General features: G+C 75.9%; 12 protein-coding genes. 4 read left to right on the top strand and 8 right to left on the bottom strand.

What is annotated here, in order from left to right:
- Positions 1-5: 5 nt before the first annotated feature.
- Positions 6-2,216: a SpoIIE family protein phosphatase gene (locus AB2L27_RS01035; protein ID WP_370439591.1), complete on the bottom strand. Its 2,211-nt coding sequence runs from the start codon at positions 2,214-2,216 to the stop codon at positions 6-8.
- Between the two features lie 147 nt (positions 2,217-2,363).
- The gene (locus AB2L27_RS01030) at positions 2,364-2,813 is read right to left on the bottom strand and encodes an ATP-binding protein (RefSeq protein ID WP_370439590.1); all 450 of its coding nucleotides are present in this window, start codon (positions 2,811-2,813) and stop codon (positions 2,364-2,366) included.
- 301 nt (positions 2,814-3,114) lie between these two features.
- Here AB2L27_RS01030 and AB2L27_RS01025 point away from each other — a divergent pair, with 301 nt between their 5' ends.
- Positions 3,115-4,065, top strand: a complete 951-nt coding sequence (locus tag AB2L27_RS01025) for a glucosyl-3-phosphoglycerate synthase (protein ID WP_370439589.1) — start codon at positions 3,115-3,117, stop codon at positions 4,063-4,065.
- Positions 4,066-4,108: 43 nt separating this feature from the next.
- On the opposite strand, the gene AB2L27_RS01020 is transcribed toward AB2L27_RS01025, so the two are convergent.
- The gene (locus AB2L27_RS01020) at positions 4,109-4,456 is read right to left on the bottom strand and encodes a rhodanese-like domain-containing protein (protein ID WP_370439588.1); all 348 of its coding nucleotides are present in this window, start codon (positions 4,454-4,456) and stop codon (positions 4,109-4,111) included.
- Between the two features lie 64 nt (positions 4,457-4,520).
- Here AB2L27_RS01020 and AB2L27_RS01015 point away from each other — a divergent pair, with 64 nt between their 5' ends.
- Positions 4,521-5,459 (top strand): ribose-phosphate diphosphokinase, encoded by a 939-nt coding sequence (locus AB2L27_RS01015; protein WP_370439736.1) that lies wholly within the window; start codon positions 4,521-4,523, stop codon positions 5,457-5,459.
- A gap of 6 nt (positions 5,460-5,465) precedes the next feature.
- On the opposite strand, the gene AB2L27_RS01010 is transcribed toward AB2L27_RS01015, so the two are convergent.
- The gene (locus AB2L27_RS01010; RefSeq protein ID WP_370439587.1) at positions 5,466-7,535 is read right to left on the bottom strand and encodes a HelD family protein; all 2,070 of its coding nucleotides are present in this window, start codon (positions 7,533-7,535) and stop codon (positions 5,466-5,468) included.
- 214 nt (positions 7,536-7,749) lie between these two features.
- Here AB2L27_RS01010 and AB2L27_RS01005 point away from each other — a divergent pair, with 214 nt between their 5' ends.
- Together AB2L27_RS01005 and AB2L27_RS01000 are read left to right on the top strand one after the other, a co-directional pair.
- Complete coding sequence (locus AB2L27_RS01005; RefSeq protein WP_370439586.1) at positions 7,750-8,280, top strand: SSI family serine proteinase inhibitor; 531 nt, start codon at positions 7,750-7,752, stop codon at positions 8,278-8,280.
- Between the two features lie 98 nt (positions 8,281-8,378).
- Positions 8,379-10,352, top strand: a complete 1,974-nt coding sequence (locus AB2L27_RS01000; protein WP_370439585.1) for a PP2C family protein-serine/threonine phosphatase — start codon at positions 8,379-8,381, stop codon at positions 10,350-10,352.
- Positions 10,353-10,367: 15 nt separating this feature from the next.
- Here AB2L27_RS01000 and AB2L27_RS00995 read toward each other — a convergent pair whose 3' ends face one another.
- The 4 genes from AB2L27_RS00995 to AB2L27_RS00980 all read right to left on the bottom strand — a co-directional run bounded on the left by AB2L27_RS00995 (position 10,368) and on the right by AB2L27_RS00980 (position 14,626).
- Positions 10,368-10,640 carry a DUF6343 family protein gene (locus AB2L27_RS00995; RefSeq protein WP_370439584.1) on the bottom strand — a complete coding sequence of 91 codons (273 nt, stop codon included), beginning with the start codon at positions 10,638-10,640 and terminating at the stop codon, positions 10,368-10,370.
- 14 nt (positions 10,641-10,654) lie between these two features.
- Positions 10,655-13,033, bottom strand: a complete 2,379-nt coding sequence (locus tag AB2L27_RS00990) for a phosphoketolase (RefSeq protein ID WP_370439735.1) — start codon at positions 13,031-13,033, stop codon at positions 10,655-10,657.
- Between the two features lie 380 nt (positions 13,034-13,413).
- Positions 13,414-13,806 (bottom strand): phage holin family protein, encoded by a 393-nt coding sequence (locus AB2L27_RS00985; protein ID WP_370439583.1) that lies wholly within the window; start codon positions 13,804-13,806, stop codon positions 13,414-13,416.
- 235 nt (positions 13,807-14,041) lie between these two features.
- Positions 14,042-14,626 (bottom strand): retropepsin-like aspartic protease, encoded by a 585-nt coding sequence (locus AB2L27_RS00980; RefSeq protein WP_370439582.1) that lies wholly within the window; start codon positions 14,624-14,626, stop codon positions 14,042-14,044.
- Between the last annotated feature and the right edge of the window lie 81 nt (positions 14,627-14,707).

The raw sequence follows: 14,707 nt of genomic DNA, 5'->3' as shown, positions 1-14,707 counted from the left end.
CGACGCTAGCGCAGCCGCAGCGCCAGGACCGTGACGTCGTCGTCCACGTCCCCCTCCACGCCCCCGTCCCCGTCCAGGTCCCCGTCCAGGTCCCCGTCCCGGCCGCCGGTCCCGACCATCCGGTCCACCAGCGTGCCGACGATGCCGGCCGGCGTCCCGCGGGCGGTCTCGCGGAAGTGCCCCAGCACCTGGGCCAGCCCCTCGTCCAGGGAGCGGGTGCGGGTCTCGACGAGACCGTCGGAGAAGACGACCAGGGCGCTGCCGGGGACCAGCCGCACGTCCAGGACGTCGGTGCGCGGGTCCCCCTCGACACCGACGGGCACCCCCGGCGGCACGTCGAGGTAGTGCGGTCCCGTGCTGCACGTCAGCGGCGGCAGGTGCCCGGCGCTCGCGGCCAGCAGCCGGCCGTCACGGCCCAGGACGCCGTAGAAGATCGTCACGAGGTCCTCCCCGCCGCCGGCGCGGGCCAGGGCGTCCAGCCCCCGCAGCACGGCGGTGGGGTGCGGGTCGACGTGGGCCAGGGTGCGGACCTGGGTGCGCACCTCGCCCATCACCGTGGCCGCCCGGGCCCCGCGGCCCATGACGTCGCCCAGCACGACCGCGACGCGCTCGCCGTCGGGGCCCTCCCCCGCGGGCAGCGGGATCAGCTCGGCCCAGTCGCCGCCGACCTCGACCCCGGCGCTGGTCTGCGCGACCCGGTGCGTGGCCAGCCACGCCACCTCCGGCAGCGGTCCGGGGCGCAGGGCCTCGGCCAGCACGGTGGCGGTGTCGCGCTGCTGCTCCAGCAGCTGCACGCGGTCCAGGGCCGTCGCGGCCTGGCGGGCGAAGGTCAGCAGGAAGTCGCGGTCCTCGTCCTCGCGCTCGTCCGCGGCCCGGTCGGCGGGGTCGGTCCCGGAGGTGAAGGCCAGGACGAGGGTCCCGAGGCGGCGGGTCCGCGTGGCCAGCGGCAGCACCGCCCACGACGTCTCCCCGGCCCGGGCACCGGCCTCGAAGTAGGGCCGGACGTCCGCCGGCAGGGCGGCGACCCCGGACGCGGCGACGGGGAAGGTGCCGCGGTCCCCGGCGAGGGCCGTCACGCCCGAGCGCGTGACCCCGGGCATCTCCAGGCGGGTGCGCCGGCGGTCCGGGCCCATCCGGTGGGCGACCAGCCCGCTCTCGCCCTGCCCCTCGGCGACCGTGACGACGGCGCGCACCGCGCCGGTCCCGTCGAGGCAGGCGTGGAGCACGGCGTCGAGGACCTGCTCGTACCCGCCGGCGGTGGCCAGGGCCGCGGTGAGGGCGTGCAGCGTGCGCGTCTGGGCGCGGGTGCGGACCCGGTCGGTGACGTCGTCGAGGGAGCCGACCCACTCGACGATCCCGGCCGCGGGGTCGGCCGGGTCGGCCAGGACGGGCACCGCGACGGCCGCGATCGTCCGCCAGCCGGTCAGGGCACGCACCCGCACCCGGAACCGGACGGTCGAGCGCTCGCGCGTGCCCTCGCGCAACCGCTCCAGGGCCCCGGGCAGGTCCTCGGGGTGCACGTCGGCCTGCCAGCCGTGGCCGCGGACGTCGGTGCGGCCGGTGAGCGCCGTCCACCCCGGCAGCTCGCTGGTCACGCCCTCGCCGGGACGGGCCGTGAACACGTCCAGGGACCCGGCCTCGGCCAGCGTCCGGTACCGCAGGGCGCTGCGCCGGGCCTCGGACAGCAGCCGCGCCCGCTCGACGGCGAGCGCGCACTGGTCGGCCAGGGTGGCCGCGACGAGCTGCTCGTCGAGGTCCAGGGACCCCTCGCGCAGCAGCCCGAAGCGCAGGACGCCGACGAGGCGGCCGCGGGCGACGAGGGGGTACATGGCCCAGGAGTGCTCCCCGAGGGCCAGGACGGTGTCGTTGAGCCCGCGACCGGGGCCCTGCCCGAAGCGGGCGGCCAGCTCGACCCGGTCCCGCAGGAGCACCGGGCGCAGGGTGCGGGCGGCCTCGGCGCTGGGGGTGGCCGAGTCGAGCGGGACGGGCACCCCGGTCCCGAGACCGGCGAGGTCGGAGCCGTCGCGCGGCGGGGTGGGCACGAGCAGGGTCCCGGTCTCGTCCAGGAGCGTGACCCCGCAGGTGTTGGTGCCGACGACCTCGCGGCCGGCGCGCAGGACCGAGGTCACGGCGTCGCGCACGTCCAGGGCCGCGGCCAGCTCGGCGGCCGTGCGGTGCAGCAGTTCCAGCGGCGGGGGCGCCGTGGGCGAGTCCACGTTGCCGCCTCCCACCGGGTCCACGGTCCGCACCGCGCGAGCCCGTGGACAGAAGGTAGCCGACCGAGCGCACTGCGTGCCGGGTCCTGGGCAGACCGGTGGCCCGGACGGGTGAGGTGACCCGTCCGGAGGTGCCGGGAACCCCGGTCAGTGCGGGTGGTGGCGGGTGGGCCCCCCGAAGGAGGCCCAGACGGTGCGGCTGAGGTTGTCCAGGTCCTCGACCACGCCCCACTCGTGCGCGAGGCCGTCGACGATGAACAACCCGCGCCCGCTGGTGTCGGAGTCCGCCGCCGCCCGGGGGCTGACCACCGACCCCGGCGACCCGCCGTCGGTCACCGCGATCTCCACGTGCGGGCGGTCCTCGGAGACGACCTCGCACTGGACGTGGATGTCCCCACCGACCAGGGGCCGGGCGTGCCGGATCGCGTTGCCGACGATCTCCGACAGCACGATCTCGATCTCCGCCGTGGTCATCTCGTCCAGACCGGCACCGTCCAGGACCATGCGGACCACGTGACGGGCCCGTGGGACGGACGCCGCGTCGTGGGCGAAGGTCGCCCAGTGGGTGGCCGGCACCGGCCGTGCTCCCGTCGGCATGTTCCTCCACTCTCCTGCGGATCGACCGGACGGTGGGTACCCGAGGCCCGCGGAGGTCAAACCTGCGAGGACGCGCACCTCACCCGCACGGACCCGCACCTCACCCGCACCTCACCCGCACCTCACCCGCACGGACCCGAGACGCGCCGGACAACGGGCCGCAACGTGGCCGCAACCTGGGCGGGCCCGGACCGGGCCCGTGTTGCGCGGGCGTGAACTCTGCCGCCGGCGGTGGTCGCCGCCGACCGCCGCGTGCCACGGTGGACGGGGCCGACCCGGCCCCGAGGTGACGGAGGACCCCGTGAAGCTTCCCGTGCAGGCCTGGTTCGGCCGGTCCACCTCCCGCGCGCGGGACTGGCCCCTGGAACGGCTGCGCCGCCAGAAGGCCGGGACCCGGGTCAGCGTCGTGCTCCCCGCCCTCGACGAGGAGGCCACGGTCGGCGGGGTCGTGACGATGGTCCGCCGCCTGGCCGAGGACACCGGCCTCGTCGACGAGGTCGTCGTCATGGACTCCGGCTCGACCGACGGCACCGCGCGGGTCGCCGCGGCCGCCGGCGCGGTCGTGCACCACCGCGACGACGTCCTGCCCGAGACCGGCTCGCGCCCCGGCAAGGGCGAGGTGCTGTGGAAGTCGCTGGCCGTCACCACCGGGGACGTCGTCGTCTTCGTCGACAGCGACCTCGTGGACCCCCAGCCCCAGCTCGTGACCGGCCTGCTGGGCCCGCTGCTGACCGACCCCGGCGTCGAGCTCGTCAAGGGCTGCTACGACCGGCCCCTGCAGGGGGCCGGCAGCACGTCCGGGGGCCGGGTCACCGAACTCGTCGCGCGCCCGCTCATCAGCCGCTTCTACCCCGACCTCGCCGGGGTCGTGCAGCCCCTGGCCGGGGAGTACGCCGGGCGGCGCCGGTTGCTGGAGGCCATCCCGTTCTGCGGCGGCTACGGCGTCGAGATCGCGATGCTCATCGACACCCTGGAGTCCAGGGGCCTGCAGGCCATCGCCCAGGTCGACCTCGGCCGCCGCGGCCACAGCCACCAGGACACCGCGGCCCTGGGCCGGATGGCGGCCGAGATCACCCACGTCGTGCACCAGCGCGCGGCCGGGCAGGGGCTGGGCCGGCCCCCCGCCATGACGCAGTTCGCCCGCGACGGGTACGGGCACTACGCCCCCGTCACCCACGTCCTCACCCTCGACGAGCGCCCGCCGATGGTCACGGTCGAGGGGTACCGGGACCGGCCGGCCAAGGTCTCCTGACCCTGCCCCCGCCCCGGGCCGCCCGACTCAGCGAACGAACGGCTCAGCGGACGAACGGCTCCTGGCCGGACTCCGAGACCATCTCCCGGCCCGCCTCGGCCCAGGCCGCCATCCCGCCCTCGACGTTCACCACGTCGTAGCCGTTGTGCTGCAACCACTGCGCCGTGCGCTGGGACCGGCCACCGGCGCGGCACACGACGTGCAGCTGCCCCTGCGGCAGCTCCTCCAGGCGCTGGGGCACCTGCCCCATCGGGATGTGCAGCGCCGAGGGGGCGTGACCGGCGGTCCACTCGTCGTCCTCGCGGACGTCGAGGATCGTCGCGTCCTGGGGCAGGTCGGTCACCGCGGTGGTGGGCACGCCGTCGACGTCGAAGGTCCGGGACTCGCTCATGGACCCGAGCGTACGACCGTCCCGGCGAGCCGTCCCGCTAGCGTGGCGCCCCGTGGCAGACACCCTGCGAGAGATCGCCGTGTTCAGCGGCTCGGCCCACCCCGAGCTGGCCGCCGCGGTCGCCGCGGAGATGGGGGTCGAGCTGTCCCCCACCCGCGTCAGCCGCTTCTCCAACGACTGCCTGGAGGTGCAGCTGCAGGCCAACTGCCGCCAGCGCGACGTGTACGTCGTCCAGCCGCTCGTCCCGCCCGTGCAGGAGGCGCTGGTGGAACTGCTGCTCATGCTCGACGCGGCCAAGCACGCCTCCGCGGCCCGGGTGACCGCCGTCGTGCCGCACTACTCCTACGCGCGCTCGGACAAGAAGGACACCGGCCGCATCTCCATCGGCGGCCGTCTCGTGGCCGACCTGCTGGAGACCGCCGGGGCCGACCACGTCCTGGTCATGACGCTGCACTCCCCGCAGGTGCACGGGTTCTTCCGCGTCCCCGTCGACCACCTGCACGCCCTGACCCAGCTCGCCACCCACTTCGAGGGCGAGGACCTCTCGAACGCGGTCGTCGTCTCCCCCGACCTGGGCAACGCCAAACCCGCCGCGGCCTTCGCCCGGATGCTCGGCTGCGGCATCGCCACCGGCGCCAAGCAGCGGTTCCCCGACGACCGGGTGGTCATCGCGAACGTCATCGGCGACGTGACGGGCAAGGACGTCATCGTGCTCGACGACGAGATCGCCAAGGGCAGCACCGTCTTCAAGCTCACCGACCGGCTGACCGAACTGCGGGCGCGCAGCATCCGCGTCGTCTGCACCCACGGGATCTTCGCCGGCGACGCCCTCGACCGGCTGCTGGCCCACCCCGCCATCGACGGGGTCGTGTGCACCGACACCGTCCCCCTGCGCGGCGGCCCGCGGGAGGGGTTGTCCGTCATCTCGGTGGCCCCGGCGCTGGCGGCCGCCATCACGCGCATCCACGAGGGGGAGTCGGTCAGCGCCCTGTTCGAGCACTGACCCCCCTCACGCCAGTTCCGCGGGCAGGTCCTCGCGGTGCAGGACGACCATCGCGCTCACCGCGCGGGTCAGGCTCACGTAGAGGCGGCGCAACCCGGTGCGCTCGTCGGGTTCGGCGGCCACCACGGCCGCGGGTTCCACGACGACGACCCGGTCGAACTCCAGGCCCTTGACCAGCCCCGCGGGCACGAGGGAGACGCGCTGCTGCTCGGGGTCGGGGTCGTCGAGCCGGGAGAACCGCACCCCCTGCGCGGCCAGTTCCCGGGCCAGCTCCTCCACCGCGGTGGCCGCGGCGACGACCCCGACGGAACCGTCGAGCCCGGCCAGTTCCCGGGCCGTGCGCGCCGCGCGGGCGACGGGGTCCTGCACTCGCAGCACCTGCAGCAGACCGGGATCGGTGCGCACGGACGTCGGGACGGTGAGGTCGGGTGCGATGCGCGGCAGCAACCTCGCCGCGTAGTCGATGACGGCCGACGGGACGCGGAAACCCCGGTCGAGGACCTCCAGGGACCCGCCGGGTTTGCCGAGGTGGTCCAGCACGTCGTCCCAGCTGCGGGCCGCCCACGGCGTCGTCCCCTGCGCGATGTCCCCCAGCACCGTCGCGGCCCCCGTGCTGCACCGGCGCCCCACGGCGCGCAACTGCATGGCCGACAGGTCCTGGGCCTCGTCCAGGACGACGTGCGCGCGCGAGGGCGTGCGCCGCACCTGGTCGCGGACCTCGTCGAGCAGCACCGCGTCGGCCGCCGTCCACCTCGCCGAACCCGCCGTGCGCGGCGGGGTGGGCCAGGTGAGCAGGTCGCGTTCGGCGTCGGTGAGGACGCCGTCGGAGCAGGCCCGCAGGAACTCCGCGTCGGACAGCAACCGGTGCAGCACCTTCGCCGGGTCCTGCACGGGCATGAGCGCCTTGACCGCGCGGCGGACCTCGGGGCTGCGGGCCACGGCGTCCTGCACGGCGTCGTCCGGGGAGTCCCCGGCCGCCTCCAGCAGTTGCAGGACGGCGTGCGCCAGGCGCTGCGGCAGCAGGTTCAGCGCCGCCCCGTAGCGGACGCCGCGGCTGGTCAGCTCCTCCAGCAGGTCGCGCACGACGTACCCGGGGACCCGCCAGCGCCGCGAGCCCCGCGTGACGACGACGGCCCCGGACTCCAGCACCCGCGCGGGGTCCCCGACCGCCGACCACACGGCGCGGCGGACGACCTCGGCCATCCGGCCGTCCCCCTTGAGGGTCGCCACCCCCGGGGGTTCGGTGCCGCGGACGCGGACCTCCTTGCGCCCCTCGGTCGCCACCGTGAGGAGTTCCTCGACCGTGCGCTGTTCCACCTCGACCTCACCGAGGGCCGGCAGCACCGCCGAGATGTGCTGCAGGAACGCGCGGTTCGGCCCGATGACGAGGACGCCCTGGCGGGTCAGGCGTTCCCGGTGCGCGTACAGCAGCCACGCGGCGCGGTGCAGGCCGACGGCCGTCTTCCCCGTGCCGGGCGCGCCCTGGACGCAGACGGTGGTCTGGGCGTCGGCGCGCACGAGGGCGTCCTGCTCGGGCTGGATGGTGGCGACGATGTCGCGCATGGGGCCCGAGCGCGGACGTTCGATCTCCCGGGCCAGGATGGCCGAGGCGGGGTCCCCCTCGGCACCGTCGGGCAGGGCGTCGGTGAGGTGCTCGTCCTCGTAGGCGCTCAGGCGCCCCTGCTCGACGCCGAACCGGCGGCGCAGCCGCACGCCGCCGCGGTCCTCGCGGGTGGCGCGGTAGAACCCGCGGGAGACGTCGGCGCGCCAGTCGATGACGACGGGGTCGCCGGCGGAGTCGGTGACGTGGCGGCGGCCGATGTGCAGGCGCTGGCCGTCGTCGTGGTCGGTGCGGCCGAAGAACAGGGTGGTGGACGGGTCGTCGACGAGACCGGCGGCGCGGCGGTGCAGCGTCCAGCCGAGGGCCTCGTCGGCGCCGGCGTCACCGGCGTGCCCGGGGGCCAGGGAATCGACGAGGGACAGGGTGTGGGCCCGCATGCGGGCCAGTTCGGCGCGGGCGTGGTCGAGGTGCCGCTGCTCGGCGGCCAGCACCTCGTCCGGGGTGTGCTCGGACACGGTTCCTCCATCGGATCGACCGTCGATCCTGCCGGAACCGCTGCGCGACAACAACGTTGCGATCACACGGCGCCCCGCGGGACGATGTCCGTGGTGGCGCGGGGAGAAACCCGACCGCGGGAAATCTCCACCGTACCCCGGCAGGACACCCGGTGTCACCCGTTCCCGCGGCGCCGCGGGGGAACCGTCGCCCGGTCCCGGGCGTCGTACTCCCGTGACCGTACGCAGGACCGTCCAGCGCAGTGCCCGCGCCCGCACCGTCGCCCTCGTGGTGGCGGGGTTCGGCCTGCTCGCGGCCTGCGGTGACCAGCAGGCAGGAGCACCGGTGACCAGCAGCAGCCCCACGTCCGGCGGCAGTTCCAGCAGCGCCCCCTCCGACGGCGTCCCCGCCGCCTCGGCCGGCGACCTCACGGTCGTGGTGGACGACGGCGCGGGCGAGCAGCGCACGTGGACCCTGACGTGCTCGGCCGACGGCACCACCGGCGGGGACCACCCCGACGCGCAGAACGCGTGCGCGGCCGTCGACGCGGCCAAGGCCCCCTGGGCGCCGGTCCCGAAGGACATGGCCTGCACGCAGATCTACGGCGGCCCCCAGACCGCCGTGGTCACCGGGACGTGGCGCGGGGAACCGGTCGACGCGCGGTTCGCCCGCAACGACGGCTGCCAGATCGCGCGCTGGGACCGCCTCGCCCCGCTGCTGCAGCCGGGGACCGCGGTGAGCGAGCGGAGCCGCGGGGGCGCCTGAGGGGCCCCGACCGCCGTCGCGCCGGCGCGCGGTCGTGCATCATGGCGCCTGACGACCTGGACATCCGGTGCAGGCACCCGCACCCGGGGGGACCGATCGTGAAGTGGCCGTCCGCGGTGATGCTGCCGCCCGAGCCCGATGCGCTGCTGGACCGCTTCGCCTCCCTGGCGGCCCGCACCCTGCGCGCGCCGATGGCGGTGCTGTCCCTCCTGGACGAGACCGACCGGGTCGTCCTGCCCGGGGCCGCCGGGATGCCGGACCCGTGGCAGAGCGAGCGGACGATGCGGTGGGGGGAGTCCCTGTGCCGCTTCGCCACCGACGGCACGGGCGGTCTCGTCGTCGTCGACGACGTCGCCGACGACCCCCGGGCCCCGCAGTACGCCGCGGCCGTCGAGGCGTTCGGGGTGCGGTCCTGGATCGCCGCCCCGCTGCGCTTCACGCACGACTTCACGCGCCTGTTCGACGACGGCCCCGGGGCGCGGGACGCGGGGACCGGGGAGGACGCCGTCCTGCGGGACGTGCAGGTCGTGCTGGACCTGCCCGAGATCCACGACCTCGACGACCTCGACGACCCCGGCGCCCCCCGCGACGGGCGGGCGCCCGGGGAACCCACGGTGGTGTGGGGGGTGCTGTGCGTCCTGGACACCGCCCCCCGGCACTGGGACGAGCGCGACCGCGAGCTGGTCACCGACCTGGCCGCCGCGGCCGCCGCCGAACTGCGCTCCAGGGTCCTGACCAGCCGCGCGGTCTCGGCCGAGCAGCAGATGGCCGTGGCCCTGGCCGCCACCCGCGCCGTGCAGAACCGCAGCCGCCTGCTGCTGAGCCTGTCCCGCGGGCTCTCGCGCGCCGAGACCGTCCAGGACGTCTCCGACATCCTCACCGACCTGCTGCGCCGGCAGCTGGGCGTGGACCACTTCGGGTTGCTGCTGCACGAGGTGGAGCACCACCGGGCCCGCTACGTGGACATGTCCACGTTCCCCCCGGGCACCGACCCGGCCTGGGAGTCCTTCGACCTGCGCGCCTCCACCGCCCCCGCCGCCCGCGCCGTGGCCGAGGGCACCGCCTTCTTCTGCGACGACCGCGACGCCGTGCTCGCCACCGACCCGCACCTGACCAGCCAGGGCGCGTGGGACTTCCCCGGCGCCGTCGTGATCCTGCCGCTGCTGTCCGGCACCCCGGGCCCGCACCGGCAGACCTCCGGGGCCCTCGTCCTGGTCTGGCCGGCCCCCCGCGACACCGCCGACCAGGCCGACCGGGCGCTGTGGCTGTCCCTGGCCGACTACACCGCCCAGACCCTGGCCCGGGTGCAGTACGCCGCCCGGCTGCGCTCCAGCGCCGAGACGCTGCAGCGCTCGATGCTGACCCGGCTGCCCGAACCGGACAGCCTGGAGGTCCGCGCCCGGTACGTCCCGGCCGCCAGCGGCGAGAGGGTGGGGGGCGACTGGTACGACGCCGTCGTCACCCCCGACGGGGCGACCACCCTGGTCATCGGCGACGTCACCGGTCACGACATGGCCGCCGCCGCCGGCATGGGGCAGGTCCGCGGGCTGCTGCGCGCCTTCGCCTACGACCGCGACGAGGCGCCGGCGGCCCTGGTGGGCCGCCTCGACCGCGCCGTGACCGGTCTGGGCGTGGACACCCTGGCCACCCTCGTCCTGGCCCGCATCGAACAGACCGACGCCGACGCCGAGGCCGGTCTGCGCCGGCTGCGGTGGACCAACGCCGGGCACCCGCCACCGGTGCTGCTCCTGGCCGACGGCAGCACCCGGGTGCTGGACTCCACCCCCGAACTGCTCATCGGGCTGCTGGAACGCACCGGCCGCAGCGACCACGAGGCCGTCGTGCCGCCGGGGTCGACGCTGCTGCTGTACACCGACGGGCTCATCGAGCACCGCGGCCGGTCCCTCACCGACGGGCTGGAGGAGCTCGAGCGGGTCCTGAGCGCCGGTCACGCCGACGGCGCGGTCACCCTGGAGGACCTGCTGGACCACCTGGTCCGCGAACTCGTCGGGGACGACCCCGACGACGACTGCGCCGTCCTGGCCGTCCGCGCCCACCCGCAGGGCCGCTGAGGGCCCCGGCCCGCGTCACCGGCGGCCCCGTCGACGCCGCCGCAGCCTCGTCCCGACGACGACCAGGTCGAGAGCGGCCAGCACGGCCAGGGCGGCGAACAGCCACCCCGGTGCCCGGCTCGACAGCGCGGGGTCGTCGGCGGTGAACCAGACGACGGCCAGGACGGTGCACACGAGGAGACCGAAGGTGGCCAGGACCAGCCGCAACCGCAGCGGGGACCGCGCCGTCCTGGCCTCGGTCCCGCTCCGGCCGGGCGGCTGGCCGGGGTCGTCCGGCGCCGCGTCCACCCTCCCGTCCCGCCTCACGGGACGGCCGCCGTCGCGCCCGGAACGGGTTCGCGCCCCGCGGACCACCGCCAGCCGGTGATCTCCTCGGGGTCCTCCCCCGCCCGCCGCACCCCGGCCCGGATGCGCTCGCGCTCGTCCGCGAACCGGCCCGCGAGCCGCTCGGCGGGCCCGGGCCACCCGTTCTCGGCGGCGCGGCGCACCGCCTCGGCCGCGAGGTCGTGGCGGGAGACGCCGTTGCTGGCCAGGAGGTCGTAGGGCGTGGTCGTCGTACCCTCCTCGACGTAGCCCTTGACGTGGAACCGGGTGGGGTCGGGCCGGCCGTGCAGCACCTCGTGCACGGCGGAGGGGTACCCGTGGAAGTCGACCACGACGGGGCAGGCCGTGCCGAACCAGGCGGTGAACTCCGCCGCCCCGGCCCCGTGCGGGTGCCGCTCGGGCGGGGAGAACGCCAGCAGGTCCACCACGTTGACGACCCGGACCCGCAGGTCCGGCGCCTCGCGGCGCAGCAACCACGCCGCGGCGAGGGTCTCGACCGTCGGGATGCCCCCGGCGCAGGCCAGCACGACGTCGGGGTCGCGCCCCGGCTCGTCACCGTTGCCGGCCCACTCCCACACCCCGCCCCCGGCGGCCACGTGGTCCCGGGCCTGTTCCAGCGTCAGCCACTGGGCGCTGGACTGCTTGCCCGCCACCACCACGTTGATGCGGTCGGTGCTGTCGAGCACGTGCTCCATCGTCACCAGCAGCGTGTTCGCATCCGGGGGCAGGTGGACGCGGGCCACGGAACTCTTCTTCTGCAGGACCTGGTTGATGAACCCCGGGCCCTGGTGGGAGTAGCCGTTGTGCTCCTGCCGCCACCCCTCGCTGGTCAGCAGGTAGTTCAGGCTCGCCAGCGGTGCGCGCCACGGGACCTCGCCGGCCGTCTTGAGGAACTTCGCGTACTGGTTGACCATGCCGTCCACGATCGAGACGAACGCCTCGTAGCAGGGGAACAGCCCGTGCCGGCCGGTCAGCAGGTACCCCTGCAGCCAGCCCTGGCAGTTGTGCTCGCTCAACGTCTCCAGCACCCGTCCCGACCGGCTCAGGCCCTCGCTGTAACCGGCGGCGGGCTGCTGCAGGGGCCAGGTGAAGGCCCGTCCCGTCGCCTCCAGCACGGCATCGAGCTTGTTCGAGGCCAGTTCGTCCGGGCACACGATGCGGAAGTCGCGCCGTTCCTCGGTGGCCCGCAGCAGGTCGGCCAGCCACCGGCCCAGGACGGGGGTCGGCCCGGCCTCGACCGCCCCGGGGGCGGGGACGTCGACCGCGTAGGGGCGCAGTTCCGGCAGCGGGAGCGGGCGCCGCAGGGTCCCGCCGTTGGCCTGGGGGACCATGCCCAGGCGCAGGTCCCCGCGCGGGGGGACCGCCAGGACCTCCGGCACCGGTTCCCCGTCGGCGGTGAACAACTCCTCGGGGCGGTAGGAGCGGAGCCAGTCCTCCAGCAGCCGCAGCGCCCGCGGGTCGTCCGCGACCCCCTCGACCGGCACCTGGTGGGCGTGGAACGTCGACTCCAGCGGGTTCCCGTCCACGTCGTGGGCGGGCGCGCCCCAGCCCTTGGGGCTGCGCACCAGCAGGACCGGCCACCGGGGCCCGCTCTCCTCCTCGCGGGGTTCCCCGCCGACCGGGACGACGCGGTAGGCGCGCTGGATCGACCCGATCCGCTCGTGCGCGGCGTCCAGGGCCCGGGCGAGGGCGGCGTCGGGCTCGTCGGCGTCGGGCCCCGTCGTGACGTCGACGATCGTCGGTTCCCAGCCCACCCCCTCGAAGTACGCGGTGAGTTCGGCGTCGCTCATCGCCCCGTACACCGTGGGCGAGGCGATCTTGTACCCGTTGAGGTGCAGGACGGGCAGGACCGCCCCGCTGGTCGCGGGATCGAGGAACTTCGGGGAGTGCCACGCCCCCGCCGTGGGCCCGGTCTCGGCCTCGCCGTCACCGACGATGCAGGTCACCAGCAGGCCCGGGTCGTCGAAGGCGGCACCGAAGGCCGTGGCCAGCGCGTACCCCAGTTCCCCGCCCTCGTGCAGGACGCCCGGCACCTGCGGCGACAGGTGGCTGGGGAAACCCCCCGGCCAGGAGAACCGGCGGACCAGTTCCGCCATCCCCGCGGCGTCCCGCGTCAGGGCGGGGTCGAACTCCTCGTGCGTCCCCTCCAGCCACAGGTTCGCGTGGTTGGCCGGTGCCCCGTGGCCCGGCCCGGTCACCAGCAGCGTGCGCTGGCCCGTGCGCGCCACCAGGCGGTTCAGCCCGGCGTGGACGAACGTGATGCCCGGGCACGTCCCCCAGTGGCCCAGCAACCGCGGTTTCACGTGCTCGGGCCGCAACGGTTCGCGCAGCAGCACGTTGTCCCGCAGGTAGATCATGGCGACGGCGAGGTAGTCCGCCGCTCGCCGGTAGCGTGCCAGGTCCGTGGCGTCCACTGCGTCCTCCAGGGTCGTCGGGTCCGCCGTCGCCGGACCCCTACCCCTGCGCCTGGCGGGCAACCCCGGGGACGGCTCACAACACGGGCACGACGGGCCACGGCGGGCGCGTGCACCCCGGCGCCCACGGGGTGACGCCGTGGCAGCCGTGCACGGACGTGCGGGACTCGCACCGGTCAGGAGGTCGGGGTCGTCCTGCGGGGTCCGCGACGGTGCGACCGGTGTCGTCGGGGCGGACGGGGGTGCTCCCCGGCCGGTCGGTCACCCGTCCTCCCCGGACCGGGCCGGTGCCCGGTGCGGTGTCCGGTGCGGTGGCCGCCGGGTCAGCCCGTCGCGGGCCGCGCCGCGCGCACGTCCTCGCGCAGGCTCGCGACCGTCTCCTCGGGCCACAACGGGCCGACGCGACGCAGTTCGGCCGTCCCCGCCGACACCAGCGCGGCAGCGGTGCCGGCGAACACGAGGGTCCCGGTCACGGCGGCGGTGGTCGGCGGCAGGAACCGGTCGAGCAGCCGCACCACGGCGGCGGCGGACGTGCCGGCCGCCAGGGCACCCAGCACCGCACCACCTCCCAGCAACGCCGCGGCGCGGGAGGCCTCGCGGGCCTTCGACCACAGCTCCTGCTGTCCGCGCCGCACCTCCGCGCGCACCAGGGCCGCGGTGTCGGAGGTGAGCTCGTCGACGAGTTCCCCGGTCGTGCGGTGGGTGCTCTCGGTCATCGTCGTCCTCCCGGGTTTCGCGGGGTCCCAGGTCGGGGACGGACCCGCGGTGGCGCGGTGGGAGGGAACGTCGGCCTCCCGGGTCACCGCCGACGGGTGACCCACCGGCGCGGTGGGCGGACAGCCGCCCGGGATCCACCGGTTCGCGCTTCGGCGGCGCTGCCGTGCTCAACGCCTCGTCGGGACGCTACGCGCACCTCCCCGGCCCCGCACCGCGGGAGCGGCGCCGGGGGTTTCACCGCGTGAAGCGGAGTTCCTCGGCGACGTAGTCGACGGTGATGCTGCCGAACGTGCTCAGCACGTCCGAGCCCAGCAGACCGGCGATCTCCGGAGCACCTCCTCCGCCCTCGCCGCCGGGGCTGGGGAAGTCGATGGCGCCGACGGCCCCGGCGGGCAGCGCCGTGTCCCCCACCGCCCAGTCCGGGACGGTGACCAGTTGCACCTGCTGGGTCCCGGTCACCCCGCTGACGTCGGCGCTGCCACCGGTGGGTTCCAGCCCGAGCTGCTGGACGAGGCCGGAGTTGACCGCCGAGCTGGAGGCGCCGGTGTCCAGGACGAACGGGAACGGCCCCTGCCCGGCGATGGTCACCGGGACCAGGGCGAGGGTCGCCGGGCCCTGCTGGAGCACCTGCAGGTCGACGGTCGTGGTGCCGGCCGGCACGGCGGCCGAACCGGTCGCGGGCGGCGGGGGGTCGTCCCCCCGCAGCGTGAACGAGCAGCCGGACGACAGGCCCGCGGTGAGGACGAGCGCCGCGGCCAGGGACCGTCGACGCCAGGGGGCGGGGGTTCGTGCCGGGGGCCGGAACCGGGGAGTGGACATGCCCCAGGGTGCGCCGGGGTCGGCGGCGGCGCACCGCGGACGAGGACCGGACGACGGCGGGTGAGCGGTTCCCGCACCCGG

Source organism: Kineococcus halophytocola (assembly GCF_041276425.1).
In the GTDB taxonomy this organism is placed as follows: Bacteria; Actinomycetota; Actinomycetes; order Actinomycetales; family Kineococcaceae; genus Kineococcus; species Kineococcus halophytocola.
This window is presented reverse-complemented; position numbering and strand designations above follow the sequence as displayed.